21 protein-coding genes, 1 tRNA gene and 1 pseudogene are annotated in these 26,815 nt (G+C 44.9%); 8 read left to right on the top strand and 15 right to left on the bottom strand.

Features of this window, described 5'->3' with window-relative positions; genetic code table 11:
• The first annotated feature begins 6 nt into the window (after nucleotides 1-6).
• The 4 genes from rpsU to JAO78_RS12610 all read left to right on the top strand — a co-directional run bounded on the left by rpsU (nucleotide 7) and on the right by JAO78_RS12610 (nucleotide 4,379).
• Complete coding sequence (gene rpsU / locus JAO78_RS12625; RefSeq protein ID WP_189430033.1) at nucleotides 7-222, top strand: 30S ribosomal protein S21; 216 nt, start codon at nucleotides 7-9, stop codon at nucleotides 220-222.
• A gap of 147 nt (nucleotides 223-369) precedes the next feature.
• Nucleotides 370-2,130 carry a DNA primase gene (gene dnaG / locus JAO78_RS12620; protein ID WP_226751720.1) on the top strand — a complete coding sequence of 587 codons (1,761 nt, stop codon included), beginning with the start codon at nucleotides 370-372 and terminating at the stop codon, nucleotides 2,128-2,130.
• 85 nt (nucleotides 2,131-2,215) lie between these two features.
• On the top strand, nucleotides 2,216-4,066 hold the full coding sequence (gene rpoD, locus JAO78_RS12615) for an RNA polymerase sigma factor RpoD (protein ID WP_226751719.1): 1,851 nt from the start codon (nucleotides 2,216-2,218) through the stop codon (nucleotides 4,064-4,066).
• A gap of 236 nt (nucleotides 4,067-4,302) precedes the next feature.
• Nucleotides 4,303-4,379 (top strand) — tRNA-Ile (locus JAO78_RS12610).
• Nucleotides 4,380-4,511: 132 nt separating this feature from the next.
• Here JAO78_RS12610 and JAO78_RS12605 read toward each other — a convergent pair.
• The 15 genes and pseudogenes from JAO78_RS12605 to JAO78_RS12535 all read right to left on the bottom strand — a co-directional run bounded on the left by JAO78_RS12605 (nucleotide 4,512) and on the right by JAO78_RS12535 (nucleotide 21,248).
• Nucleotides 4,512-5,534 carry a hypothetical protein gene (locus JAO78_RS12605; protein WP_226751718.1) on the bottom strand — a complete coding sequence of 341 codons (1,023 nt, stop codon included), beginning with the start codon at nucleotides 5,532-5,534 and terminating at the stop codon, nucleotides 4,512-4,514.
• 34 nt (nucleotides 5,535-5,568) lie between these two features.
• Nucleotides 5,569-6,813 (bottom strand): hypothetical protein, encoded by a 1,245-nt coding sequence (locus JAO78_RS12600; protein ID WP_226751717.1) that lies wholly within the window; start codon nucleotides 6,811-6,813, stop codon nucleotides 5,569-5,571.
• 7 nt (nucleotides 6,814-6,820) lie between these two features.
• Nucleotides 6,821-9,994 carry a type I restriction endonuclease subunit R gene (locus JAO78_RS12595; RefSeq protein ID WP_226751716.1) on the bottom strand — a complete coding sequence of 1,058 codons (3,174 nt, stop codon included), beginning with the start codon at nucleotides 9,992-9,994 and terminating at the stop codon, nucleotides 6,821-6,823.
• Nucleotides 9,987-10,919: a DUF4145 domain-containing protein gene (locus tag JAO78_RS12590; RefSeq protein ID WP_226751715.1), complete on the bottom strand. Its 933-nt coding sequence runs from the start codon at nucleotides 10,917-10,919 to the stop codon at nucleotides 9,987-9,989. Before JAO78_RS12590 ends, JAO78_RS12595 begins: the two co-directional genes overlap by 8 nt.
• Nucleotides 10,912-12,297, bottom strand: a complete 1,386-nt coding sequence (locus tag JAO78_RS12585; RefSeq protein ID WP_226751714.1) for a restriction endonuclease subunit S — start codon at nucleotides 12,295-12,297, stop codon at nucleotides 10,912-10,914. Before JAO78_RS12585 ends, JAO78_RS12590 begins: the two co-directional genes overlap by 8 nt.
• Nucleotides 12,294-14,270 (bottom strand): type I restriction-modification system subunit M, encoded by a 1,977-nt coding sequence (locus JAO78_RS12580; protein ID WP_226751713.1) that lies wholly within the window; start codon nucleotides 14,268-14,270, stop codon nucleotides 12,294-12,296. Before JAO78_RS12580 ends, JAO78_RS12585 begins: the two co-directional genes overlap by 4 nt.
• Nucleotides 14,271-14,524: 254 nt before the next feature.
• The gene (locus JAO78_RS12575; RefSeq protein WP_226751712.1) at nucleotides 14,525-14,875 is read right to left on the bottom strand and encodes a hypothetical protein; all 351 of its coding nucleotides are present in this window, start codon (nucleotides 14,873-14,875) and stop codon (nucleotides 14,525-14,527) included.
• Nucleotides 14,876-14,897: 22 nt separating this feature from the next.
• Entirely contained in the window at nucleotides 14,898-15,179 is a 282-nt protein-coding gene (locus JAO78_RS12570) for a BrnT family toxin (protein ID WP_226751711.1), read from the bottom strand.
• Between the two features lie 146 nt (nucleotides 15,180-15,325).
• Nucleotides 15,326-15,940 (bottom strand): hypothetical protein, encoded by a 615-nt coding sequence (locus JAO78_RS12565; protein ID WP_226751710.1) that lies wholly within the window; start codon nucleotides 15,938-15,940, stop codon nucleotides 15,326-15,328.
• Nucleotides 15,941-16,069: 129 nt separating this feature from the next.
• The gene (locus JAO78_RS12560; RefSeq protein WP_226751709.1) at nucleotides 16,070-17,872 is read right to left on the bottom strand and encodes a DUF927 domain-containing protein; all 1,803 of its coding nucleotides are present in this window, start codon (nucleotides 17,870-17,872) and stop codon (nucleotides 16,070-16,072) included.
• Nucleotides 17,865-18,656 carry a DUF7146 domain-containing protein gene (locus tag JAO78_RS12555; RefSeq protein ID WP_226751784.1) on the bottom strand — a complete coding sequence of 264 codons (792 nt, stop codon included), beginning with the start codon at nucleotides 18,654-18,656 and terminating at the stop codon, nucleotides 17,865-17,867. The genes JAO78_RS12560 and JAO78_RS12555 overlap by 8 nt, the downstream gene beginning before the upstream one ends.
• Before the next feature lie 21 nt (nucleotides 18,657-18,677).
• Nucleotides 18,678-18,875: pseudogene (locus JAO78_RS16880) on the bottom strand (primase-helicase zinc-binding domain-containing protein); the annotation flags it as partial.
• Nucleotides 18,876-18,877: 2 nt separating this feature from the next.
• On the bottom strand, nucleotides 18,878-19,078 hold the full coding sequence (locus JAO78_RS12545) for a hypothetical protein (RefSeq protein WP_226751708.1): 201 nt from the start codon (nucleotides 19,076-19,078) through the stop codon (nucleotides 18,878-18,880).
• A gap of 50 nt (nucleotides 19,079-19,128) precedes the next feature.
• Complete coding sequence (locus JAO78_RS12540) at nucleotides 19,129-19,905, bottom strand: hypothetical protein (RefSeq protein WP_226751707.1); 777 nt, start codon at nucleotides 19,903-19,905, stop codon at nucleotides 19,129-19,131.
• Nucleotides 19,902-21,248 carry a tyrosine-type recombinase/integrase gene (locus JAO78_RS12535; RefSeq protein ID WP_226751706.1) on the bottom strand — a complete coding sequence of 449 codons (1,347 nt, stop codon included), beginning with the start codon at nucleotides 21,246-21,248 and terminating at the stop codon, nucleotides 19,902-19,904. The genes JAO78_RS12540 and JAO78_RS12535 overlap by 4 nt, the downstream gene beginning before the upstream one ends.
• 839 nt (nucleotides 21,249-22,087) lie before the next feature.
• Between JAO78_RS12535 and JAO78_RS12530 the strand changes: the two genes are divergently transcribed.
• The 4 genes from JAO78_RS12530 (at nucleotide 22,088) to JAO78_RS12515 (ending at nucleotide 26,709) form a co-directional block, all read left to right on the top strand.
• A complete protein-coding gene (locus JAO78_RS12530) occupies nucleotides 22,088-22,465 on the top strand; it encodes a PA2779 family protein (protein WP_226751783.1) in 378 nt (125 codons plus the stop codon).
• Nucleotides 22,466-23,455, top strand: coding sequence for a PA2778 family cysteine peptidase (locus JAO78_RS12525; protein ID WP_226751705.1), 990 nt, complete (start codon nucleotides 22,466-22,468; stop codon nucleotides 23,453-23,455).
• 54 nt (nucleotides 23,456-23,509) lie between these two features.
• The gene (locus JAO78_RS12520; RefSeq protein ID WP_226751704.1) at nucleotides 23,510-24,391 is read left to right on the top strand and encodes a DUF5694 domain-containing protein; all 882 of its coding nucleotides are present in this window, start codon (nucleotides 23,510-23,512) and stop codon (nucleotides 24,389-24,391) included.
• Between the two features lie 272 nt (nucleotides 24,392-24,663).
• Nucleotides 24,664-26,709, top strand: coding sequence for a S9 family peptidase (locus JAO78_RS12515; RefSeq protein WP_226751703.1), 2,046 nt, complete (start codon nucleotides 24,664-24,666; stop codon nucleotides 26,707-26,709).
• Nucleotides 26,710-26,815: the final 106 nt, after the last annotated feature.

Raw genomic sequence — 26,815 nt, 5'->3', positions numbered from 1 at the left:
AATTTAATGCCTGTAGTTAAAGTAAAAGAAAACGAACCCTTTGACGTAGCTTTACGTCGTTTCAAGCGCTCTTGTGAAAAAGCCGGCGTATTAGCAGACGTTCGTGCAAAAGAGTTCTATGAAAAACCAACTTGGATTCGTAAGCGTAAGAAAGCAGCAGCGGTAAAACGTCATGCTAAGAAGCTTTCTCGCGAAAACGCACGCCGTATCCGCCTGTACTAATCTACAGCTGCCGGTTATCGGTAGAAAGCGGAGCGCAGTGCTACTGCCAAGTTAATTACTTGCCGCTTTCGAAACATGCTTTATCTGCACACCGTGTTCTTGTAACACGGTTTGTCTTTTTCTGAAACAGCATTAAAAAGGACAAAAGTGGCAGGACAAATTCCCCGTCAATTTATCGATGATTTACTTGCTCGTACCGATATTGTCGAGCTGATCGATAAACGCGTACCGTTAAAAAAAGCAGGTAGTCGCAACTACACCGCTTGCTGCCCTTTTCATAACGAAAAAAGCCCCTCTTTTACCGTTAGCCCCGATAAGCAGTTTTATCATTGCTTTGGTTGTGGCGCGCACGGTAATGCCATCACCTTCATGATGGAGTTTGAGCAGCTAGAATTTGTTGAATCGATTGAAGAGCTTGCCAAAGATCTGCATATGGAAGTGCCGCGTGAGCAAGGCAACCAACCGCACAGGCCGGCACCGCAAGCCGATGATTATAGCTTGATGCAAAAAGCGGCTGATTTTTATCAGCAGCAGTTACAACAGCATAGTAAAGCAGCGGAAGTGCAAGCGTATTTAGCTCGTCGTGGTTTAAGTGCCCAAACCGCTGCCGAATTTCAACTAGGCTATGCCCCAGAAAGCTGGGACGCACTGATGAAAGTACTCAGCGGCCAAGGTGGTAAAGCGATACGAGATCAGTTGTTACAATTAAAACTGATTAGCCGCAACGAAAATGGCCGTGAGTTTGATTTTTTCCGTGACCGACTGATGTTTCCGATCCGCGATAAGCGCGGACGGGTCATTGCTTTTGGTGGTCGAGTACTCGGTGATGGGCAACCCAAATACCTTAATTCACCCGAAACAACCTTATTTCATAAAGGTCGGGAGCTTTACGGTTTATATGAAGCACGCCAACAACCTGGTCATCTAAGCCGACTGTTAGTGGTTGAAGGCTACATGGACGTTGTGGCACTGGCGGAACATGACATTCGTTTTGCTGTAGCCTGTTTAGGTACAGCGACCACTTCAGATCATATTAATACACTGTTTCGGTATGCTCCGCAGGTCATTTGTTGTTACGACGGTGATCGCGCCGGTCGCGATGCAGCTTGGCGCGCCTTACAAAATGCCTTGCCGCAACTAAAAGACGGTGTAGAACTTAACTTTGTGTTCTTACCTGATGGCGAAGATCCAGATTCGTTGGTACAAAAAGAAGGTAAAGAGGCCTTTTTGGCTCGCTTAGAGCAAGCACAACCGCTGTCACAATATTTATTCGAGCATTTGTTGGTGATGCATGATGTGGCAACCGATGCGGGTAAATCGGCACTGGCCAATAAAGGCGCTGAATTAATTAAACAAATACCCGGCAGTTTTTACCGCGAGCAATTAACCGACAAACTGGATAACTTGTTAGGCCGTAAAACACAACGGACTAAACCCAGCAACGCCAGGCCTGTAGCGCCACGCCCAGCCAGTGCTAATCTAAAAATTACACCGATGCGTCGCGCAATGGCTTTGTTATTACAGTATCCGTCTTTAGCAAAGGTTATGCCCTACGCTCCCGAGCTGGCAACAGCAAGCATTCCTGGCATGAGCTTGTTATTAAAAATACAAGAACTGTTATTAGAAAAACCCGAGCTAACTACAGCTCAATTGTTGGAATACTGGCGAGATTTGCCTGAGCATGCCATCCTGTTAAAGTTAGCTACATGGGAACATCAAATCGAACCGGAACAATTAAGTCAGGATTTTCTCGACACGTTTCACTCGATCGAAGATATATATTTACAACAACGACTAGAAGCGTTGGAACGAAAAGATAAATTAAAACAACTAACACAAGCAGAACAACATGAGTATGTTTTGCTGTTAAGAGCTTTAAAAAGCAAAAAACCGCGAACAGTTGGCTAACGCGGCTGGCTAGAAAAGCCCCGCTTTGTTATAATCACTAGTTCGCATTTTTAGATTAATCAACTTTGGTGGAAGATAAGTCTCTATGGAGCAAAGTCCTCAGTCGCAGTTAAAACTCCTGATCCTGAAAGGTAAAGAGCAAGGGTATCTAACCTTTGCTGAAGTTAACGATCACCTTCCACAAGACATTATCGATTCAGATCAGATCGAAGATATTGTTCGTATGATCAACGATATGGGCATTCAAGTGTACGAAACTGCACCTGATGCTGATGATCTGATCATGTCCGATGCCGCCGCCGATGAAGACGCTGCGGAAGAAGCTGCTCAAGCGCTAGTTAGCGTAGATAAAGAATTAGGTCGCACCACAGACCCTGTACGTATGTATATGCGTGAAATGGGTACCGTTGAGTTGTTGACGCGCGAAGGCGAAATCGTTATCGCTAAGCGGATCGAAGAAGGCATCAATCAGGTGCAAACTTCGGTTGCTGAATATCCTGAAGCCATTACTTACCTGTTAGAACAATGGGATAAGTTTGAAGCAGAAGAAATTCGCCTAAGCGACATTGTCTCTGCTTTTATTGATCCGAACGAAGTTGAAGAAGCACCTGTGATGGGTAGCAATATCGGCTCTGATTTACCTGAAGAACATCAGGATGACAGTAAAGATACCGACGACGACAGCGATGATGATAGCGACAGCGACGATAGCGATACGGATACGGGGCCTGATCCAGAAGTTGCTCGCGTAAAATTTGCTGAGTTGCGTACCCAATATGAAGTGACTCGTCACTCCATCGTACAAAACGGCCGCGAACACCCCACAACCAAAGAAGAAATTGAAAAACTGAGCGAAGTGTTCCGCTGTTTCCGCCTGGTGCCTAAGCAGTTCGATCGCTTAGTGAAAAACATGCGTGAAATGATGGACCGGGTACGCGTGCAAGAACGCTTAGTGATGAAACACTGCGTTGAATACGCCAAAATGCCGAAGAAAAACTTCGTGAAAGCCTTTACCGGTGCCGAAACTTCTACTGCTTGGTTATCAGCCGAGATCGCAGCCAATAAAGCCTACTCGCCGAAACTGCAAGAAATGCAGGAAGACTTAGTACGCAATATTGAAAAGTTGAAAAAAGTTGAAGAAGAAACTGGCCTCAGCATCTTTAAAATTAAAGATATCAACCGTCGCATGTCGATTGGTGAAGCGAAAGCTCGCCGCGCCAAAAAAGAAATGGTTGAAGCTAACTTACGTTTAGTTATCTCTATCGCAAAAAAATACACAAACCGTGGCTTACAATTCCTTGATTTAATTCAGGAAGGTAACATCGGCTTAATGAAGGCTGTAGATAAGTTCGAATATCGCCGTGGCTATAAGTTCTCAACCTACGCGACTTGGTGGATCCGTCAAGCGATCACCCGCTCTATTGCTGACCAAGCTAGGACTATTCGTATTCCAGTGCATATGATTGAGACCATCAACAAACTTAATCGTATTTCACGGCAAATGCTGCAAGAAATGGGTCGCGAGCCATCACCTGAAGAACTATCAGAACGCATGCAAATGCCAGAAGATAAGATCCGCAAGGTGCTGAAAATTGCCAAAGAACCTATCTCAATGGAAACGCCCATTGGTGATGATGAAGATTCGCATTTAGGCGACTTTATTGAAGACGGTGCGGGTGAATCACCACTCGATTCCGCCACCATGGAGAGCTTGAAAAACGCTACCAACGAGGTTTTAGCCGGCTTAACCGCCCGCGAAGCCAAAGTTCTACGGATGCGGTTTGGTATCGATATGAATACCGACCATACCTTAGAAGAAGTAGGTAAACAGTTTGACGTAACACGCGAGCGTATCCGTCAAATTGAAGCGAAAGCGTTACGTAAATTGCGCCACCCTTCACGTTCAGAAGTATTAAAAAGCTTCTTAGACGAGTAAGCACAACGCATAAACAAAGGCGCCGATTGGCGCCTTTGTTATTTCTCGGCCATAAAGCCTAAAAAATCAGCAATTAACTCCACTTAGCCTAACAAGCCGGATGACAAAGCGCCGAAAAGTTTTTATACTGCCTGCGATTTAAGTTACTTAGCATCAAGATGTTGAAATGGCCCCATAGCTTAGGTGTAAGGCGGTCACTGCAAGTGGCGAGAAGTGATTTAACACATACATATAATGGCCCCATAGCTCAGTTGGTTAGAGCACTCGACTCATAATCGATCGGTCGCTGGTTCGAGTCCAGCTGGGGCCACCAATCTTTTCAATGACTTACATTCTTTCTTTGGTTTAAATAAATTCTTTTTAAAGCGCAGGGATCAGATAGGGAACATTTTAAGGGTTCTTGGATTAGCTTTTATTAGAATCTTAGTATGATACTGTGGCAATCTTACCAATCTGTTTGGCTATAATCACTTTTCGGAAAGTTTGGTTTTTTTACAATAGTTGAAACTTCGAACTCGTCCATATCACCAATAAAGATAGAGGCTTCAATTTTGATGCCCGGTTGCATATTAATAAACCAGTATTCGTACTCTTCAAGTAAAACCTGTTTTGCCGAATCATCGTTCTCAATGCCGTCCTCATTGACATACCAATATAAAACCGACTCCGAATAGCGTTCGTTACAATTGTTACTCCCATCAGCATAAAGGTTAAATTCAAAACCTCCCGGATTCAACGTAACGCTTAAGTAATAGTTTTCATGGCCGTTTTTATCAGTGACGGATAACCGGAAACCTGCCTCAGACTCTAAGCTACCGTCTAACAAATAACTTACTTGAGCCCTAAATAGCTTACAGTAATCTATAAAGCCATCTCCAAGTGACTCATAGGCCTCCAAATGTTGAATTCTGCCTAACAGGCTCCCTACCCAGAGCAGTATGCGTTTATCTTCATCTGTGAAGTGATGCGGTGCATAAGGGTTGAATACATCAACCTTTTGAATTGAGCTAACAAAAAAACGCTGCGCACCAGGGTGATATTTTAAAGCTGTGTAAAGGCTTTTTATGCAACCGTAAATTTCTGTATGGAACTCTGCATCAAGGTTATATAGCAAATACTCTTGCGCTTGTTGAATTGTTAAACGCTGAGGTAAACATTTGTCGAAACAGGCAGTGAGCAGTAAATTAAGCATCTCCAGATAAAACCCGGTATCAACTTGCGGCAATTCGTCTAAATTGAAACGCCTTACATCAGCCAACGTGCTTTCACGTTGAATAAAAGAAGATGGCACACCATACACTGCGGGGTTAGCCAATATCTGGGCATACAACTGCTTAAGTGTCGGCAATGCTTTTTTCTGATCATAACCATTTTCCCTGCATTGGCCTATCACATAAGCCGCCCAATCCGGAAATAGTGTAATACCAGAGTTAAATGCTTTTATGCCTTGTTGTTTTAAAAAATCCATCTAGTAACCCGGTATTGAAAGTTGATAAGTAAGTTCAATCCCATTCACTTTCAGAGTAATCAATTGAATGATCATGTTCGAAATCGTCATATTTATTCCATTCATTTCTCATTTCTCTAGCATCTTCATCAGCTACCCAATAATATTTTTCATAATCCTCATCAGGTTCCAAATAATCACTATCATTGTAATCAGCAGGATCAGAACGAAAATCATAATTGGATTGATGAAATTGTTCTCTATCATTAGTTAAGGCATTAACCAAGAAAGCTGATGAAGCAAGTCCTGTAAGTAGCAATCCATTATTAGAAAGCGTTGAATTATTAAAATCTTCTACACTGCAGTCTTTTTTGTTAAAAAATGCTATGTATTCAGAACTCTCAGACTTTCTAATTAATACCTCTTTCACCGTGTCTGTTTTTAGTACATCACAAGTAAATTTCGCAGTTCTCCCTTCGGATAGAATATTGACGTTTAGGTAAGGCTCACTATTGCTGTTATATGACATGTTAGGCATGGATGCCTTATTTGATAACCCTTCCAATAACATAACTCCCTTATTCTTATGTAGCAGAATGATTCTATGCTCAGGTTTATAAATCCTCTGAAAATCCTTTAAAAAGTAGTAAAGTAAAGAAGGTTTAAAGCTTAAAAATTGATCAGTTTTACTATCGTAACCATTTAACATTTCACCACTTACAACACGATTTTTTATATAAGCGCGTAAATAAATATATAAACCAATCAGGCCTTTCGAGTTCTTTCCAATGCTTGCCACATGCCCTTCCCCCTCTGAAACACCTATATTGAGAATCATTTTTGCAAATTCATCAGGTAGGTTTCCGACACAACCAAATTCAGACTGCACAGAGACACGGTTAGGGTACTTTTCATCAGGAATGTGCACTAAAGATAACTTTGCACCCTCTCTGAGACGCGATAAGATGTCTTGCCTGTTTGTTCCATTAGTATTGGTAAAAGATACACCTACGACCCTAATCTCTGAAAAAAATAGCGTTATATAATCACTCCTATCTTTCTCAAGGGACTTGGGAAACTCTTTAGCCTTATCAACACTACTGGCAGACTTCCTAACTTCATCTTTTTGAGTGTAGTGGTTTGGAGTGGGGTAATTTTTAGGTGGGTTTAAATATTTAAATACTGAATATATTTGATAACACAGGAGCAAGAATGCAATAAATAACAAACCAGTGCCCATCGTAAACAAAATCAAACATAGAACAGTGATTATTTTTATTAAAAAAAGATAATCCCTCATTATTGCTTTACCCCGCCAACATTCTTAAAATCAACCGCGCAAAATCTTTGCCCTTTTGCTGAGATGCCAGCACTTCGGTGGCCAGTTTTTCGTTATCACCCATTAAATCTAAGATGGTATCAGTGACCAGCTGCGGGAAGCGGCCATACATCACCTCATCAGGAGTATGTTTGCTGATTTGCGCCATGGTTGGCTCGTCCTTGCGGATACGCTCAGCCACGCCACGGGCGAAGTGAAGCTTGTCATCGTCGCTTACCTCAGCGCCAAATAAGTCGTTAAGGGCATCGATAATTTCAGATAGCTTTTTCTTCTCAGGGTCATGCGCTTTACCACTGCCAACTTCGGTAATGCCTTTCAGGTAAGGGCCATCTTCTTCACCTAAGCGAATGGCCAGTTCCTGCTTTTTGGTAATACGGTAATGGGTAAGCTCTGTGCCGGTTAGGTCAAAGTCTTCCGGGTCTTCCAAGCGGTCAGCGCGTAACAATGGCAGCAGGTTTTTACCGTAAACACACAGGGCTTCCAGATCGTTATCTTCATAAGGCACAATCTGCGACATAAACTCGTACAGCCGGATAAACGACGTTAGGTTTTTCTTAAACAGATCTAACTGGTCTACCGTTTCACCCGCCTGCTTTACCCCCTCTTCCGCTGCTTTTATACCGTAGGTATTACCGTCTGCTTGCGCCTTGGCTTTGGCGTCACGGGCTAGTTGATAGGCTTCTTTCGCTTGCCGATAACGCAGCGTAAAACGCTCTTTAGCGGGCTTAGCAAAGAACGACAGTTTGCTAGCACTGGCTTTAGGGTCATAGAAAGTTTGAGCAAAACCACGCACTTCAGACCATTGGTAAATATGCTCATCATCCAGCTTTTTCTGAATGTCATAAATCAGGTAAGGGTCGGTTACTGTCTCAATTTCAGAGCGGGTGTAATAAGGCGCAAAGCTGTTTTTCACATCCTCTGCCGCATTTACAAAATCCAGAATAAAGGTCTGGTTTTTACCGGGGAAGGTACGGTTTAACCGTGACAGGGTTTGCACACACTCCACGCCAGCGAGCTTTTTATCCACATACATAGCGCACAGCTTGGGCTGGTCGAAACCGGTTTGGTACTTGTTCGCCACAATCAGCACATTGAAATCATCGGAATCCAATGCCTTAGCATGGTCACGCCCTTTTAAACCGGGGTTGAGTAGCTGACTGGTTTCTGTGACTTCTTCAGGTATCACCTCATTGGGTAAAATACTGCCTGAAAACGCCACTAAGGCATGCACATCAGCATACCCTTTATCTTTGATGTATTGCTGCATCGCCAGCTGATAACGCACCGCATCTTCACGCCCTGCCGTCACTACCATAGCTTTGGCCTGGCCGTTTAGCAGGTGGCGTACGTTGGTACGAAAATGCTCCACAATAATCTCAACCCGCTGGCTGATATTGTAAGGGTGTAACCGCACCCATTTCGCCAGCTTAATGCGTGCCTGCTTGCTTTCCACTTCGGTATCTTCACCGTCAGGATGGGCAATCTTCCAGGCGGTGGCATAGGTGGTGTAGTTATTAAGCACATCAAGAATAAAGCCTTCTTCAATAGCCTGACGCATCGAATACAGATGAAAGGCAAATGGCTTATTGCTATCACTTAATGGCTCATCAGGATGCTCGGGGCGACCAAACAGCTCCAGCGTTTTACCTTTAGGTGTGGCGGTAAAGGCATAGTAACTAATACGGTCTGTAGGAGTTCTGGCCTGCACGGCAGCGCTTAGTAACTCTTCAGCACTTAATTCTTCACCCTCGGGTTTATCACTACCTAAAATCGCCTTCAACTTGGCTGCAGACGAGCCGGTTTGGGATGAGTGAGCTTCATCGGCAATAACAGCGTAATGCCCGTCAGCTAGCTTAGGGTAGCGCTCTAACGCATCATATAAAGCCGGAAAGGTTTGAATGGTGACAATTATTATACGGGTATTGCTTTGCAGCGCTTCGGCTAACTGTTCTGATTTACTCAGGTTACCAATATCTCGGGTTACCGCTTTAATCATGCCATCGGCATGTTCAAACTGGCGGATGGTATTTTGCAGCTGGCTGTCCAGCACGGTACGGTCTGTTACCACAATCACCGAGCTAAATAGCTTTTTATGCTGGCCGCGTTCATCCTGCTGATACAGTGACGCCAGCTGATGCGCTGTCCAGGCAATCGAGTTAGATTTACCCGAACCGGCACTATGCTGAATTAAATAACGCTTACCAGGCCCTTCGCTACGGGTGGTATTAATCAGCTGGTTAACCACATCCCACTGATGAAAGCGCGGGAATATCAGGGTTTCTTTACGGCTAATACTGCCATCGAACTGCGGCTTTTCATCTACCTGTAAGTGCATAAAGCGGGCAAGTACGTTTAACCAATTGTCCTTGGCAAATAGCTGCTGCCACAGGTAGCTTGTTGCATAATCACCGGTTTTCGGAGTTGGGTTGCCAGCACCGCCTTCATCACTGCCCATATTAAACGGCAGGAAAAAGGTGTCATTACCGGCCAGCTTAGTGGTCATTGCCACTTCATCCTGCGTTACCGCAAAATGCACTAAAGCACCGCGCTTAAACGCCAGCAGCGGCTCGGGTTTACGGGTTAGCGGGTCTTTTAGTGGCCTATCTTTTTTATACTGCGCTTTGGCATGTTCAATGGTTTGCTTAAACTCGCTTTTAAGCTCCAGGGTAGCAGTGGGTATACCATTTACGAATAGCACTAAATCAATACGCGGGTTATAGCTCTCTGTTGAATTGGCCCCCTCACGGGCATGTGGTGAGTACGATACTTCTTCCACTACTCGCAACCGGTTTAAACCATAACGGCGCTCAGTATCCGGGTTCATACCATGATCAGGCTTAAAGGCGCAGATATTGATATGGCCGCCAATCACCTTGAAACCGTGCCGCAGCACATGCAAAGCGCCATCACGCTCTAGCGCTCGGGTTAGCGCCTGAACTAATACTTTTTCAGGGTTGGCCGGGTTACTTTTGACAAACTTCTCCCAGCGTTCAGGATAGGCTTCACGCACAAAGTGCAGTAAATCCTCTGTATAAAGCGCGTTAACCCGGTCATACTTGGCCGCTTTACCTACCAACCAACCTTGAGCTTCCAGGCTGTTTAAAATATCAGTTTGAAAGATGCGTTCTTTGGTGTCAGTCATTCACCACCGCCTGTTGTTTATTACCTTTCGCAGCCGGAGCAGTTTTATTCTCGAGCTTTGGTACTTCTGATTTAGGGCAGTATTTATCCATCAACGCCTTGTAATTAGCCTGAGTTTGTTTATAACGCGCTTGTCGATCGTAATACTCCAGCACAAACTGAAACACCTCAAAGGCGTGCAGCAAATTGATTTCAGAAACATCAGAGGCGTGTGTACCTTCATTACCAATTAATTTAAGTGACTCAAGATAATCTGCTAATTCCGGCTGGATTTTACGTAATGAGCTGATTTGCTGATGTAACCCTTTACCTTCCAACTTCATGTCTTTGCAGAACTGTTCAATGGCACGGCGTAGCTTTGATGCTGAAGATAGTGGGTCGAAATGAAAGTGTTTAAACGCATCGAGCAATTCGACTTTAATCGGCTCGGGGACATTATTAGACACCGGAACAATAGGTATAGTGGGTGTAAAATGCTCTACTTTAACCAAGGTTGTTTGTGGTCTGTTTTGTGTTGCTTCAGCGACAACTTGCATACCTGATGCTGCAACTGACCCATCACAAGCGTGGCAAGTTAAATAACCGGTCATCAAATGAGGTAAGCCGTTAATAGCATCTTGCTGTTTAACTATTGCTTCAGCAAAAATTAACCCAATCCCAAGCAGTTTTGTCCAGCCATTAGCATCGCCAAGTCCATCCAATAAAACGCTAGGTTTCTTATTTTCCTCTTTGGCCTGGCGGTATTTCTTAGAAATACTATCAGCCATATCTTTTGTTACAGGCCGACTATCAACACTTTCAGGATCAAAATGCAATTGCTCTTCGCCACAGTACGGGCAATTAAGTACGGGGTATTCATCAACATTGACGAAGTTGGCAATACGCTGCCATTTACCGATATGGGTGTTTTCTAAATTTTTAATCAACGCATACTTCCTTGTTTGCGGGGTTAATTTTCTCTACCGGAGGCTGCCAGCCCCGAACGTCGATTTTACCAGTAACAGCGGCGGAGATAAGGGCTGAACGCCTTTCAATCAAATAATCTATTGCTTCAATAGACTCTTTTAACAAACGCTCATATTTTTGAGTTTCAAAATCTACGAAATTGGCAATTTCCAGTTGTTCATTTATATCAGGAGGAAGAGTAACTTTAATTCCTAGGACATCACCATTTGAGAGGTTAGCTTGCTTTGTACCAGATGGTAGAGAGTAAAGTGCACTTAGGTATGCATCTGAGCGAAGGACATTAATTAAATAGTCACTAAGAATTTTTAGGTTGTCAGGAATAATTTTCGCAACACGCTGATTCATCAAAAGAGGCTCGCTACTTTCAACTTTAACTGCAAAACCATAATCACGTTTACCTAAAGTTCCAGTCAATGACATTAAAATGTCACCATTCGTTATCACAAAATTTGGTAACTCATCTACAAGCGTTTTTTCAACAAAAATCGGCTGCCGCTCTAGGTCTAAAACGTTCTGATACAAATTGCCAATTCTGACAACCTGAACACCTTCTTCGGTCATCGATTCACTGTTGAAAGCGAAACCACCTTGAATGGTGCATAAGTATTTAAGATTGAGAACAACCCAATGCACCGGAACTTGCCCCAGCCATTCCACACCGGAATCTTTCATCGGTGCATCTGGGTTTAAGCCTTTGGTCACTGCATGGCTAATGACCGCCTGGCGCTTTTCTTTTAACAGCGCAATTAGCTTTTCCTGCTCGGCAATAAGGGCGTCGATTTTGCTGACTTCGTGGTCAAGGAAGCGGGCGATTTGTTTTTGTTCGAGTGCGCTAGGTAACGGAGACTTGATACCTGCCAATAACTCAAGATTTAAACCATCCCTATCATCACCACCAGCTAAATTCCTTATGTTTTGATAGTTAGAGGACAGCCAATAAAACAGAAATCGAGGTTTGATGCGCTTCGGAATAATTGCAGCCATAGATTGATTGCAAGTAGAACCAATATCCAGTTGCGCTACCATGCCCTTGGTTTTTCCTTGGCCTGCTAAAGCTATTACTAATGCACCTTTTGGTATCCATTTAGCACTGCTTTTAGCCAGTGCCTCTTCAGTAATATAAGCGGAGGGCTCATTAATCAAAGTCTGGTTTACAGCCCCTGAGTTTAGCCATGGCACAGTACCGTCTGTCCAAAAGTCGAGGTTGTCTTTGCTAGGCGTACCCCCTGCATAAATCAGTGTTGACCAGCGGAGTGAAATCACGCTCCACTCGACTGGAATTTCATTACACCAATCAATTAAAGAGCTTTTGTACTCTTGATAAACGGCAAAGCTCATGCTGATAACCCTTCAATCATCCCCTTAATGCGGTCGGTACAGGCTTTTAAATCAGCATCAATATCACTCAGAGGCCGTGGCGGGGTAAACACATAGAAATGGCGGTTAAAGGGTATTTCAAAGCCGACTAAACCTACCTCACCATCTAACGGGTCGGTTTTACTGGTATCTATCCATGCATCGGGTACATGCGGTAATACTTCACGGGCAAAGTAGGTATCAATTGATTCAGTAAGCGGCACGTTTTCATAATCACGCAGGTTGGTATCGGGCTCTGGATTACCTTTGGCATCATGGCAAATATCGGCGCTATCGTCGCGCTCTGATAGCGCATTAAGCACCGCCTTTTTAACCGGTGCAGCAATTTTAAAGCTCACTGTTTTCAGCTGTTTATCGAGTAGCTTGATAAAGCTTTCGCGGTTTTTATAAAGGGTATCACCCAGCTTACTGCAGGCCAGCATCAGCTCATTAAACTCAGCGCCTGATAGCTTTTGCAACGCCGTTTCTTGTTGCAGCTTGCTCATACGCTCGCTACTTGCGCAGAAATTTAGCCGCAATGGCCGCTCAACGGTAATACGGCGATAGCCAAAGGCTTCATTCGGGAACAGCTTACTGATGGCCGACTGCTCCATACTACCGTACACGCGCACCAGCTCGTTGATATGCTCTTCAGTTAGGTATTTACGCTTACTACCCAGCGATTTACGCATTTTGGCAAAGTGGTTACTGCCATCAATCAGCTGCACTTTACCTTTGCGGCTAGCCGGTTTGCTGTTAGATAAAATCCAGATATAGGTGGCAATACCGGTGTTAAAGAACATGTCGGTAGGAAGTGCGACGATGGCTTCAACCAAGTCATTTTGCAGCAGGTAGCGGCGAATTTCAGACTCACCCGAACCGGCCGAGCCGGTAAATAACGGGCTACCGTTAAGCACTATGCCAATACGCGAACCGCCTTCTTTAGCATCACGCATTTTGCTCACTAAATGCAGTAAGAACAGTAAGGAGCCATCGGATACACGGGGTAAGCCAGGGCCAAAACGACCATCAAAGCCCTGCTCTTTATGCTCTTTGTCGATAACCTTTTGCACGCCTTTCCAGTCAACACCAAAGGGCGGATTACTTAGCATGTAGGTAAAGCGTTCACCCCGTAATTGGTCATTCGATAGCGTGTTACCAAGCTTAATATTACCCACCGCTTGGCCTTTAATCAGCATATCGGCCTTACAGATAGCGTAAGACTCAGGGTTAAGCTCCTGGCCAAGCAGGTTAACGTCTACGCCTTTGCTGATGCTTTGAATATACTCTTCAGCTTCCGATAAAAACCCGCCTGTCCCCGCTGTGGGATCGTAGATGGTAACAATGCTATTGGGCTGCAGAATATGATCCTGCCCGGTAAGCAGTAATGAGCTGGCTAAATGCACGCAATCACGCGGGGTAAAGTGCTCACCGGCAGTTTCATTGGAGCTTTCAGCAAACTTACGGATCAGCTCTTCAAAGATAAGGCCCATACCAAAATTGCTGATGGATTTAGGTGATAGGTCAAATGACGCAAAACGCTGGGTGACCTGATACAGCAAATCAGCTTGCTGTAGCTGATGCACAAACTCTTCAAAGTTAAAGTGCTCGAAGATTTCCCGTGCTTCACGGCTAAAGGATTGCACATAGCTAATCAAATCTTCAGCAGTCTGGGTATCAGATAAGGTAGTTAAACTCAGCGCAGAGCTGTTGAAAAACTCTTGCCCAGCCGCACGGCGTAATAACTGCTCACGCACTTCATCCGGTTTATTGCTATGCGCCGCAGCAGCGTATAACACATCGGCTTTGGTTGCTTCAAGCACACACTCCATTCGACGCAGCAGCGTAAAAGGCAACACCACCCGGCCATACTGAGACTGTTTAAAGTTACCGCGCAGTAAGTCAGCGACAGACCAAATAAAAGATGCAGTTTGGGAGTGATTTTCAACGACCATATAAAACCTCTGAGGCAGCAGCGGTTTTGCAGGCCATTAGGGGTTAATGGCAGGTGAAAAGGCAAGTCCGTTGCTGCGTGTTGTTATTTTGAATACTTATATCATTTAACAACAGAGATCAGGAGGTTGCAAGGACTTAAAATATTAACATATTAAGTCTTTACGAAAATACAAAATGAGTTTATCGATGAACTTGAAGAGTTTTTGACTAATAAAAAAGCCGGTCATTTTAACCGGCATCAGATATTTTATTTTTAACCTACAGCAGCTTTCAATGATTCAACACAATGCTGCTGTGGTTCTACTTGAATTTGCATAGCTTCATTTCTAGCTGCAAGGATTTTACGTTCAGCCACAACAAATCGTTTAAGCAGTTGTCGAACCATTGGTTGATAACCGATTCCATGTAAACCAGCAATTTCTTTTAAATCAGCTATTAATTCATCTTGTAAACGAATTGAAATCAACGTCATAGAAGCAGCCTTATCAAACTGAGTCATAACGTCAAGTGACAACTCGGCTTTAAGTACATGCTCTTCACTGGTACCGTAAGTACCATCGTCCCACTTGACGTCTTGTGAATCGTCGTAGGTAGGTTGTTTCATTTTTTAACTCTCCGTTGTGGTACTAAGCGTATTTGTTGTATATAGCTAACTCTCGAGGGTTTGCTTCATACGCTGTTCTGATGATCAAGGTGTCATCTTTATAAATGAATGCGACTTTAATTTTTTTTCCAAAATCTGTACTGCCGATAAACCAGTATGTTGGCGGGTCGCTTTTATGCTCCTCTCTGGTATCTGCAAGGAAACCAGCGAGCCGACCAGATATAGCTTCGTATACTTCATCAAGCGTTAAACCATGTTTTTCTTGTATTTTATTTTTCACCTTATCTGAAATATATATAGCCACTACTTAGTTCCTTGCCAGTTAGTGTATATACAGTATATATATATAGAAGATAAAGTGATAGCTTTAAGAGAAAATAATATTCTGCTTAGCTTGCGCTTTATACTCTATTAAGCAATAACAAATTTTCTCGGAAGCAATATCAAATGTCATTGATCAAAAGTTGCAGTGTTTCTAAGCCTTTGCAAGACCGAAAATTCATCTGCAATCGCCAAAATGGCGATGTTTCTCAGCTTGCGATAGCGCTGCACTAAACGCTGATAGGTATGTAAGTGCATACCTTTAGGTCTGCCGCCTTCCGGGTATAGAATACCGAGCTGCCATCCAAGCTTTGCTCGAATGCCATCGGCTTTGCGAGCCATTCTGTCCATATGGCTTTCGTTTTTGCTTTGATGGCTCAGGTTTAAGCAATGCCTGCAACCAAGCCTATGCGCAATATAAAGCTTCTTTACTCTTGTGCCGCACTGGTTATAAGGGCATAAAAACCATGCACGCTCTCCATTAAACTGAGTATCTGTAAAAGACAGCGGTACACGGTACAATTCATCTTTGTAATCCCCCCCTTGTTTGATGGCATAGCAAAACCAAACAGCACTGTCGTCTGTTTCACCAGTGATTGCACCAAAATCGTTGGCAAAGACAATATCAAATTGCGCGCCAGGCATTAACACCCCAGCTTTTTTCAGTTCAGCCACATCAATGCATAAATGCGAAGACACAACGGCCTTACCATCATAGCGCCTACCACTGCCGTAACCACCCATACCAACCTCTTTGGATTTACCGAAATCATCTGCAAAGTTAAGCTTAACGTGTCTTTGTTTTTTTGCCGTTACACACGTTACAGCCGTTACGCGTTACAAGCTTAACTTTGCAGCACACCCTATTGACTGCTACTGCGCATCGTTTGGTAAGCAAAGCGCATGCACCTTAACGGGCTTGCCATGAATACGCTTTACCAATGCGCGCTCCTTCGGCCCCGTTTGATAGTACAAACCAGCTTGAAAGAGTGCCCTCACCACCCGCTTGCTATCCATGCTAGGAAACATATCTTTTAGGCCAGTACTGGTAACGTAATACACGCACTGACTATTGATAAACTCAAAGAATCCAGTCCTTGGGCTTGCCCGATGATCCGCATCGCTTAAGGCGCTAAAGCGGGTATCGCTGTAGCGGGTTATGTAATCAATAAAGCCAGTAATAATAGCTTGATCTTCATGACTGCCCTGCGGCTGTGACGCTTGCCATTCAGCATAGAGTTGCAGGCAAAGCGTAAGCGCATGCTGTTGTGGCCAAGGTAACAATTGCCAACGTTTTGCTAGCTCGGCAGCAAAAGCAATAACAGCAAAGCGTTTTGCTATGCGATTGCCTTGCCCATGCCCAGCATCAAACTGTTGCAAAAAGCCCGCAAATTCCTTTTTTAACTCGCTAGTATTCTGCTGCACCAACCTACGCACAAAGGCCGTACCTAGATGCCCGTAGTGTTGATTGCAAGCTTGATTTAAGTGATCAGCCAGCTCTGCACCTCTGGTAAAAGCATGCAAGGTGTCAAAGCAACCATGTTGGCGCAGTGCAGAGATGGATGTTAGCCGCACTTGCTGCCCTGCTTTTAATTGCTGTCGCGCTTGCTGCAACACCGCTTCAATAGGGTGCTCGCCATTTGATAACAGCATCAAACGCCAGGTTTGTACCGGCCTTACCCCACCGAGTTTATCTGCCCGGATTTTGCCCTGGCCATTACCGAGCTGGTAGATAATTTTACCGACTTCAGCCGGATCAGACTCGCCTATTTCATCGAGCACTAACAAAGTATCATTCCGACTGGCAGCAACGCCCTCTTGACCATTCAAAGTCGCAAGCCATGTTTTGATAAACTTATCCGGTGCTCCCCACACACTGCAGGCAACCCGGCTTATTGTCGACTTACCTATGGACGAATCACCGTACACATGAAAGCCACCGTTACTCAGTTCAAGCTTTAATAATAAGGGGCCAGCCAGTGCAGAGCCTATTGCCACTACCAACCAAACGTTATCTTGCGCATAAGCGGCGACCTGTTGCTGCCAGTCTTGCATGGTTCCTGCAATACCATAATCTGCAGAGCCAAATGGGTTGTGAGCAAGTACATAATCACCGGTACCAATATCCACATCAGGTAAAAGAAAGCTGTGTTCATCGGCCCACCCCGTTTTTTGTGCCAGCTTTATCCGGCGCTTGGGTTTTGCTTTGTTGATGTAATCTCGCAATAAATGAAAACGCTTCAGCTCAAGGCTTAGGCCCATATCTAAAAAAGCACCCTTAAGATCTTCGGCTTGCCCCTTAAGCATTTGCATTGGCAGCAAGAACTCGCGCTGCTGATCCTCTGCATCAACAAAATGCAGTAACTTGGAATAGCTGTGGCCGGTGTCTGACGCCATAGCTACCACCTCAAGCGATGCACATAACCAATGATCACAACTTCGCTTGCTGCGCCCATCGTCTATGCTGTCATGAAAGTACAACCCAGCGTCATAGCGCTTGCCGTTAACTTTAAAAGCTTCGGGATAACAGCGGTAACATGGCCGCTGCTCCTCAGTTGGTAGTGTTACGCCTTTTTTGGCAGCCGCCGTGCTAGGCACGGCAGCTAAGTGGCTGTTTTTATTTATAGTTACGTCTGTTACGGCTGTAACTGCTACTTGCGATAACTTTTCACTCATAGCTGGTTACCCCCATGCACCAGACATCCAGAAAATCACCGTATGTATTTGCTGGTAGGTAATACGATGGACAGTAAACCTTGACCTGCCGCCCTTCTTTGCGCAAACGTGCAGCAAGCGCATGTGCAGCCTTGGCACCTTCACCACTTAAATCATGATCTGCAAAAATATGCACATCACAAATCTCAGCAGGTAAGCGTAGCGTGCGCATGCCACCGGCAGTTAAGGTAGCCCATACTGGTAAACGTGGTCGCATGCAGCGCACGGCCAGCGCAGTTTCAATACCTTCTGTAATGCACAGCGAGTGCTTGGCAGGATATAACCGCACTGCAGCGCCATGCATGGCACCTTCAAATGCAGCAGGTAAACTCTTTTTGGGAGTGCTAACGGGGGCTTTTTTGCCGTCTGCACTCAGGTAGACGCGATGCCCGCCAATCAAACTGGCTTCAACATCATGCACTGCAGCAAACATGCAGCCAAAGCGTTGCGTTCGCTCGCCAGGGTTTCTGTATTGTAAGTTCGGAATGAAGTACAGATTGTCTGGCAAATCGTTTCCGTCGATCAGCACGCCTAAGCCTCTGTTACGCAAATATTGCGTTGCTGCATTGCGATTCGCGCTTTGTAGTTGCTTACTTTGCTGCAGATGCTGCCTCAAGACCCGCAACCGCTTAGTGGGATCGGATATACTTGCGTTAACAGGACGTGCAACTTGAATGTGTGCCGGTACTCTTTCATCTTCAAGCATGCGCGTTACACTGCAGAATGACATATTAAAGCTTTTCATTAGCAGCCCAATGCCGTTGCAGTTACCGCATTGATTGCAGATAGACGCGCCGGTTTCTGGCCAATCACTAAATAGCCGGAACCGGTCTTTTCCGCCACAAGCCGGGCACGGTTGGTGCCTGGTATTAAGCCGCAACTCTGGCAAGCATTGCTTAAAAACCTGCTCCCAGTTAAAACCACGGCACGCTGCATTAGGTTTCACAAAGGTTTGGTTACTCATAATTAAGCTACCTCGCCATTGATTAGTGCCTGAATCGCATCAGCTGGCCACAGTAAGCGGCCTGATGGGAGTTTGATCGGTTTAATACCGTAGTAGCTGCCCGTCTTGCAAAGGCGGGTGCGGATGGTGCTGGGTTTGCCATGAATAGATTCGGCAAATTGCTCAGTAGATAAATAAAGTGATAAAACTGTGGTTTGTTGCATACCAATTCTCCTGTGTTGATTGGTATGCGTATTTAAAAACTTACCTCGTGCTAGCCACGGCTAGTGCGTACTTTTTCAGCTAATGCATCACGAAATCTTTTGTAATGAACCATCTCTAACCCGCTAACTTCCTCACCTTTTAATCTACGAAAAGTAACTGACCAAGTTTCAGGATTAGTTGAATTTCTCTTTTCCTCTTTTACATCATCAGTGAACATCGAATTATCTAATGCACTGATGAACTCTTGCCATAACTCTTTTGGAGTTAAATCTGCCCCTGATTTACGCTTAGCTAATTTTGAGTAAATGTCACTCAGTAAAGGGTCGCGTGGTTTTTCAGAATTCTTCTTTTGTGATGGGCCTATTGTGTGATAGTGATCCCACAATGTAGTGACATGTCCAAATGCAACTGCATGCTCCAACCGAGTTATCGTGTCTAACTCCTGATCAATCATCTCTTCAATGTGCCAAATGAAACGTGCTGCCAGCGCCTCAAAAGAGTCATGCTCTAATCCATACCCACCATGCTCCAGATTAGTAATGAGATAATCGAATAGATTTGAAAAAAGTTCCTCTTTATTGTCAGGAACCTTTAGTGGCAAGCTTTTTGAAGCTAAGTACTTTTTTGCGAAATCTAAATCATCCGATACTTTTTGTAGAAAGTTAGTTTGATTCTCGTGCATGTACGCAACAGCTTCTTCATGCGAACTAAATTGCCTATCGATACGTTCGCTTCGGGAGCGACCAACTTTAGCCTTTGCGGTTACACCAGATTTCTTTTCAGATTCTAATATTGGTAATTGTTCACCTTTCAGCCGTTTTTTCATGACACTACCTTAAGGTTAGATTTTGGCGTTTTGTTGCTAGCACTCAACCCTGCCTGCTCTAAAAACCAGGCTTCTATTCGCTCATGCCAAACCCTGAGCAAGTCCAGCGGCCTTTGCTTGTAATGCTTTTCAGCGGTAGCACTGGGTTTATGCCCCATAATCTGCGCTACGACCCCAGCGGGTACTTCTACCCATTCCGATAAGGTGGCAAAGCTACGGCGTAAACCGTGTAAGGTTAAACCCTCAATACCTGCGGCGATTACTGCGGGGTCAAAACTCTTGCGGGGGTCTACTAACCTGCCGTCTTTACTTGAAGGGCTAGAAAAAACCCACTGATTGCGGCGGGGTAGTTGGTTTAGCAGGCTGGCAACATAAGGCGTTAACGGAATGACGCGCACCCCGGCAATACTGCCTTTACTGGTGCCCTTGTCGCGTATAGTCATGCTTTGCCATTTAAAATCAACATCAACCCATTGCAGGCCCATTAATTCATTGCGCCTAGCTCCTGTTAATAACAACGTTTGAACATAAGCGGAAATTACATGGTTTGATATTTTTAGCAGCTCGGCAAAAAAGCCGGGTAATTGTTCACGCTGCAACACATCATCGCGGGGCTTTAACTTGGTAACGGTCTTTTTCACAGCTTTGCTTTTAAGCCCTGCAACATCAACCAGCCCAGCATAGTCTGGCTGCTCATTGCACCAACCTAAGCAGGCAAACAACAAACGATAGCTTTGCGCTGCAACGCCGGGGCGGGTTTTGTTTTCGTTGTCTAACCAGCATTTAATCACTGCAGCAGTTAGCTCGCCAAGCTTTACATTCATTAGTGGATACAGGCAACCGGCTTTGGTAACACGCCGGCCACGGTCACAAGGTAAGCCCGGAGCTTGCACAAAATTAAGGTGATCACGGTAATGCTTTTGCCCCCAGTCGCCTTTGTTAGCTTCTACATATTCAGCCCATACCGTACCGAATGTAACAGATCCGCGTTTTACTTCTTTTTCTTCTGCTAGTTCAGCTGCTGCTTTTTCCCGCTTCAATTTAGCCGGACTAATGTTTTGGCTGGCTAATACGCTTAATCGTTTGGCTTCCACTCTGGCTTGAGTTATGTCGTAGCTATCAACATTCCCGATACGACTGCGGCGCGTTTTGCCGTTTACTGTTCCCTGAAATACATAAGCACGGTCCCCCGAAGCTTTAGCCCTGATACCCAAACCAGTCGTTTGAGTGTCCCATAAATAGGCTTCTGCTTTATCGTCAGGGCATTTAAATCGCCTGACAACATCTGCTGTGAAATTGACACGATTGGTTTTTGCTTTAATGGTAGAATCTTTTACAGCCATTTGAACCCCCTTATGGTTCGTCTGGTAGCCCCGTTTGTGTTGACGCACTAGCGGGGCTTTTTGTTGCGTTTAACCCCAGGGATCAGGCCGGGAACATTCCAGGGATCAGATAGGGATCAGATTAACGTCAATATACATCAATTCCGGACAACGCGCCAGCAAAGGGGTTTGGAGGTAAATGCTTGATATTTAGTGGTTATGACATGCAGATAAATATAGAAAAACACGCTATACACTCGACTCATAATCGATCGGTCGCTGGTTCGAGTCCAGCTGGGGCCACCATTCTTTTCAATGACTTACGTCAATTCTGAAATTCTACAAATTCTTATATTTTCTCTGCGGAGCACTAGAGGATCAGAATTGCGGAAGAACACCCTTTAATCTTCACGTAATCTGCCCACTCAATATCCTTTTTCATGACCATTTTTCCATAAATAATATGCACCGCGATTATCTTGGTCATCCCTACAAAGGTTAAGATAAACTGCTGGGATTGAAAGAATTCACCATATCGGGCTGCACTTTAGACGGAATAACGCGTCGGTTGAAGAAAGTATGAACGCTATTGCTGAATATGTCCTTCCTCATTTTCATGTAAATACGGATAAAAAATGTAATTACAACTAAGGCACAAGTTAATTGCTGACACCTAGCCAACATTGCTGCATCTGAGCGTTGAAAAGATAAGAACATTACGACTTGAAAAAACACACACTATTGCGCAGCAATCTGCTATCGACTACTCTCTAAAGGCTTCAGCATTTTTGCTTCCTTATGACTTTTTCATTTAAAGCAGATTTAACCTGATAAACAACGCATTAAGGATATATTTCATGATGAAAAACGTATTAAAAGTCGGCATTATCAGTTCGATGTTAATTCTGGGTATGGGCCACGCAACCGCTGGGGTTTATAGCTCTAGCCAGGTAATCGTGAGCCAGCAATATCAGTTTAATAAGCAGCAAGTGTTATCATTTGTAAATAACGCCGACGTGCAAAGCAAACTCGTTGAGTTAGGCGTTAGCGCTGCGGATGCGGAAAAACGCATTGCGAATATGACCAGTGAAGAATTAGCTGCTTTAAACTCGCAGTTAAATGATATGCCCGCGGGCGGTGTTATTGGTACCGTAATTACGGTATTAGTGGTTGTTGCGGTTTTAGATTTAATGGGCTTAACCGACGTATATCCGTTTATTCGCCCTATCGGCCGATAAATGTCGGTGCGTAAACTTCTACAAACCAGCCCTTGGGCTGGTTTTATTTTGACCGTATTGTTACTGTCGGCCTGTCAAACGCCACCACAAACGCAACAATTACTGCGCGAACCACCCAACATCACTTTTTCTTATCTGATCGCGCAAGTGCCCTTTTATCCACAACAACAATTTTACTGTGGCCCAACCACCTTAGCGGAAGTGGCGAATTTTCATGGGCTTGAGGCGTCACCGGATACTATCGCGGCCCATACCTTTACCCCGGGTCTTGAAGGTACCTTGCAAATTGAAATGGCTGCAGCCACTCGGCAGCTTGGGCTGGTTGCTTATCAGCAACGTGGCAGCATGCAACAATTATTGCAGCTACTGGCGGAAGATATTCCGGTTATTGTGTTACAGAACAATTCTGTTGCTTGGTTGCCACAGTGGCATTATGCCGTAGCAATTGGTTACGATTTGAGTAAGGCAGAAATCATCTTACATAGCGGTGTTACCGCAGCGCATCGCTTGAACTTCGCCACTTTTGAGCGCACTTGGCAACGCGGTAAATACTGGATGCTGGCCATGTTACCTAGCCACATCACCAGCGCGCACTTAGACCCTTTTATTTACAGCAAAGCTTGCCATGATTTACTGAACACGCAACAAGCTGCAGCCGGTGTAGCTGCACTAATTAGTGCTACACAGCAATGGCCTGATTACTGGCTACCTTATTTTTTATTAGGGAATCATTACTTTAATAGCCACCCCAACTACGCGGCACAATGGTTTGCCAAAGGCTTACCCTACGCCAAAAATGAAGTGAGTTATTTAAACAACTACGCGATGCTATCAAGTGAGCTAGGCTGCCAGCGTAAAGCTATCGCCCTGATCAATATGGCACTACAGTTAGCACCAGAAGACGCTAACTTGCTCGATAGTCAGCAGCAAATTTTATCTGCCGATTTAAATCAGGAAAATCTTGCGCCGTGTTTAGTTGATTTGAAGTAGCACATAGTTAACGTTGCTAAACTGAACACCGCGCTGTCAACCAGGAAAACAGGCATGTTTGAAATGATCAAGAAAACCGTATTTTTACTCACATTTATGTTGTTGGGCTGTAGCCAAACATTTGTTAAACAGGCAGAAAAGAACGCTGATACAAACAGCTATGTGGGGCCGCCGAAAATTCAGGTGCTCAACCTAGGCAGCTTTCACTTTGGTCAAAGTAGTGATGCCCATACCGTGGAATTTGATGAGCAAGATGCGGCGAACCAACAAGAAGTCAGAGCCATTGCACAGCTGATTGCGCGGTTTAAACCCACCATTATTTGTTTAGAGTTTTTACCCGAGCAGACCGAGCAGATCAATCAGGCTTATCAAGCGTTCTTAGCTGATCCCACTGAGTTAGATACCCGCTATGGTGAACTGAGTATGCTGGGTTTTGACGTGGCCAGATTAAGTGGCATCAGCAAGCTTTATGGTATCGATTATCATCTAGGGTATAACTACAGCCTTGGCGATTTTATTGAACAAAGTGACGAGCTCGAAAACGCTATAGACCGCAGCACCTACTTACAACTTTCACATCAGCCGCTAAAGCATTACCCGCAATTAGCAAAACGCTATGCGCAGTTTGATAGCTTAAACTTGCAGCAAAAGTTAATACTGACCAACGAACCACTGATGCTGGATTACTCTTTGAATACCAATGCAGACAAGTTGTTTTATGTTGGTATTGGCGAGGGTTTTGAAGGTGCCGAGCAAGCCGCACAGTTTTATCTGCGCAATATGAAAATTTATTCCAACCTAAACCGGATCCCACTGCGCAACGATGACCGCGTGCTGATTTTAATGGGCAGCGCACATACAGCAATGCTGCGTGAGTTTATACAACGTAGCCCTAAATTTCAGATGGTCGATACGCTTCACTATCTTAAGCCTTAATTTGATGCGAAAATGCTTAAGCTCACAGCAGCAATTGCAACCGCCTGATAATGCGCTCAACCTAACATACCTAAACAGCCGTTTACGCTGCTGTTTAGGTATGTTAGGTTGTGCAATGGTAAGTGATAACCAGACAACTAAATTCATCATGATCCAGCTAATTCACTTTACTTACAATTATCTCGTTATTCCGCAACTTCAACTGATCTGATCTTGTCTGTTACTCTATACCCTTTATGGTAAATCGAATCCTGTTAATCTCTCGAGGTTTTATGAACATTTTCCCGATGCTTGCACTCGCCACTGCGCTAGGTGTTGCACCCGCAATATCGGCTAGCACCACCCCATTTCAAGCAGAAGATATTTTTAAACTCGCGGCGGCGAATGATGTACAGATCTCGCCTGATGGCAAATACATTGTTTATGTGCGCCAACAAAACAACATTATGACGGATCGTACCGAGAGTAACTTATGGTTAATCGAGGTCGCAAGCGGCAAGCACTCGCCGCTTTTTGCCGATAAGTTCAGTTACAGCCAACCACGCTGGGCCCCTGACAGTAAACGTATTGCCTTTGTCTCGGACCGTGACGGCAGCAGCCAAATCTACGTGCACTGGCTAGCAGAACAAAAAACCGCAGCCATTAGCCAACTGCAAGTGCGTCCCTCGCAACTGAGTTGGTCTCCTGATGGTAAGCACATTGCATTTATGGCTGAAGTGAGCGCCCCCACTACCGATTTTGCGAAAAGTGTTTATCAACCGAAAAAACCGGCTGGAGCGAATTGGTCGCCAAGTCCCATCGTAGTAGAACGCACTTATTATCAGGCCGATGGCCGAGGTGTGATGCGCTCTGCGTATAACCAGTTATTTGTGTTACCCAGTGAAGGCGGTGTAGAGCAGCAACTCACTGAAGGCCCTTATGCGCATCGCGGGCCAGTTGTTTGGACCAAAGATAACAATAACCTGATTTTCTCGGCTAACCGTAATGCCGACTGGGAATATCAAAGCAACCAAGGCGATCTGTATAAAGTTAGCATTAACAATCAGCAACTGACTCAATTAACCCGCCTTGATGGCGCAGAAAGCGAACCCGCTTTATCACCCGACGGTAAAACCTTGGCCTTTACCTTTAGCAGCCCGGCTGCCGTTTCTTACAGCAACACTAAACTTAAATTGTTAGCGTTAGATTCAGGTCAATTTAGCGATCTTGCCGCCAACTTGGATCGCAGTGTTGAAAGCCCTAACTGGGTCGACAACAGCACTTTAGTGTTTCAATATGCTGATCAAGGGCAAACCAAAGTAGCGCAAATCAGTACCCGTGATCGCATGACCGACTTGGTAAACGATCTCGGCGGCACCTCATTGGGTCGGCCTTATTTAAGCGGCATGTTCAGTGTGGCCAACAATGGCACCTTGGCTTACACCCAAGGCACTAGCCAGCGTCCAGCCGATGTAGCGGTTTACTCGAAAAATAAAAGCCGCACCCTTACGGCTTTAAATAGCGGCTTATTGCAGCAACGCCAGTTGGGTAAAGTAGAGGAAATTCGTTATACCTCAACTGCGGGTAATGAAGAAATTCAGGGCTGGTATATTACCCCGCCGAATTTTGACCCGAACAAAAAATATCCGCTGTTAGTCGAAATTCATGGTGGCCCACACCTAGCCTATGGCCCACAGTTCGCCGCTGAATTACAGCGCTATGCAGCTGAAGGTTATGTGGTGTTTTATAACAATTATCGCGGGAGTACCGGTTACGGCGAACGCTTTGCCATGCTATTGCACTATAACTACTCGTCTGAGTTTGATTATCAAGATCATATGTCAGGCGTTGACGCGATGATTGCCAAAGGCTTTATCGATGAAAACAATCTGTACATCGCTGGCGGCTCAGCCGGCGGTATTGCCACGGCTTATGCCGTGGGGTTAACCGATCGTTTTAACGCAGCCGCCGCTACGAACCCGGTGGTGAACTGGACGACTAAGGTACTGACTGCTGATAGCTATATTGGGCAAATTCAGAACCAATTTCCTGGGGTGCCTTGGGAGCATCAAGCCCATTATTGGCAGCGTTCACCGTTATCTTTAGTCGGCAATGTGAAAACGCCGGTACTGCTGTTTACCGGTGAAAAAGACCGCCGCACGCCCATTTCCGAAACAGAACAGTATTATCAAGCATTAAAGCTGCGCCAAGTGGATACTGCGATGGTGCGGGTGCCTGATGCTTATCATGGCGTGACTAATCGGCCATCTTGGATGATTGCGAAGGTAGAGCATGCGCTAGCCTGGTTTAAGCGTTATCAAAAAGCGCCAGCGCAGTAAGTCCACGTTCATTCGCGCAAAAACAAAAACCGGCACCTAAGCTCATCACTTAAGTGCCGGTTTTTTTTATCACAAGATCTACTATCTGAGTAACAACTAAGGCGCT

Origin of the sequence: Alishewanella maricola (assembly GCF_016343785.1) — a bacterium.
Taxonomy (GTDB): Bacteria; Pseudomonadota; Gammaproteobacteria; order Enterobacterales; family Alteromonadaceae; genus Alishewanella; species Alishewanella maricola.
This window is presented reverse-complemented; position numbering and strand designations above follow the sequence as displayed.

What these genes read in the sequence shown, in the direction of transcription:
- rpsU (WP_189430033.1), top strand. Translation starts at nt 7, where the DNA reads ATGCCTGTAGTTAAAGTAAAAGAAAACGAACCCTTTGACGTAGCTTTA.
- rpoD (WP_226751719.1), top strand. Translation starts at nt 2,216, where the DNA reads ATGGAGCAAAGTCCTCAGTCGCAGTTAAAACTCCTGATCCTGAAAGGT.
- JAO78_RS12605 (WP_226751718.1), bottom strand. Translation starts at nt 5,534, where the DNA reads ATGGATTTTTTAAAACAACAAGGCATAAAAGCATTTAACTCTGGTATT.
- JAO78_RS12600 (WP_226751717.1), bottom strand. Translation starts at nt 6,813, where the DNA reads ATGAGGGATTATCTTTTTTTAATAAAAATAATCACTGTTCTATGTTTG.
- JAO78_RS12595 (WP_226751716.1), bottom strand. Translation starts at nt 9,994, where the DNA reads ATGACTGACACCAAAGAACGCATCTTTCAAACTGATATTTTAAACAGC.
- JAO78_RS12585 (WP_226751714.1), bottom strand. Translation starts at nt 12,297, where the DNA reads ATGAGCTTTGCCGTTTATCAAGAGTACAAAAGCTCTTTAATTGATTGG.
- JAO78_RS12580 (WP_226751713.1), bottom strand. Translation starts at nt 14,270, where the DNA reads ATGGTCGTTGAAAATCACTCCCAAACTGCATCTTTTATTTGGTCTGTC.
- JAO78_RS12575 (WP_226751712.1), bottom strand. Translation starts at nt 14,875, where the DNA reads ATGAAACAACCTACCTACGACGATTCACAAGACGTCAAGTGGGACGAT.
- JAO78_RS12565 (WP_226751710.1), bottom strand. Translation starts at nt 15,940, where the DNA reads ATGGGTGGTTACGGCAGTGGTAGGCGCTATGATGGTAAGGCCGTTGTG.
- JAO78_RS12560 (WP_226751709.1), bottom strand. Translation starts at nt 17,872, where the DNA reads ATGAGTGAAAAGTTATCGCAAGTAGCAGTTACAGCCGTAACAGACGTA.
- JAO78_RS12555 (WP_226751784.1), bottom strand. Translation starts at nt 18,656, where the DNA reads ATGAAAAGCTTTAATATGTCATTCTGCAGTGTAACGCGCATGCTTGAA.
- JAO78_RS12545 (WP_226751708.1), bottom strand. Translation starts at nt 19,078, where the DNA reads ATGCAACAAACCACAGTTTTATCACTTTATTTATCTACTGAGCAATTT.
- JAO78_RS12540 (WP_226751707.1), bottom strand. Translation starts at nt 19,905, where the DNA reads ATGAAAAAACGGCTGAAAGGTGAACAATTACCAATATTAGAATCTGAA.
- JAO78_RS12535 (WP_226751706.1), bottom strand. Translation starts at nt 21,248, where the DNA reads ATGGCTGTAAAAGATTCTACCATTAAAGCAAAAACCAATCGTGTCAAT.
- JAO78_RS12530 (WP_226751783.1), top strand. Translation starts at nt 22,088, where the DNA reads ATGAAAAACGTATTAAAAGTCGGCATTATCAGTTCGATGTTAATTCTG.
- JAO78_RS12525 (WP_226751705.1), top strand. Translation starts at nt 22,466, where the DNA reads ATGTCGGTGCGTAAACTTCTACAAACCAGCCCTTGGGCTGGTTTTATT.
- JAO78_RS12520 (WP_226751704.1), top strand. Translation starts at nt 23,510, where the DNA reads ATGTTTGAAATGATCAAGAAAACCGTATTTTTACTCACATTTATGTTG.
- JAO78_RS12515 (WP_226751703.1), top strand. Translation starts at nt 24,664, where the DNA reads ATGAACATTTTCCCGATGCTTGCACTCGCCACTGCGCTAGGTGTTGCA.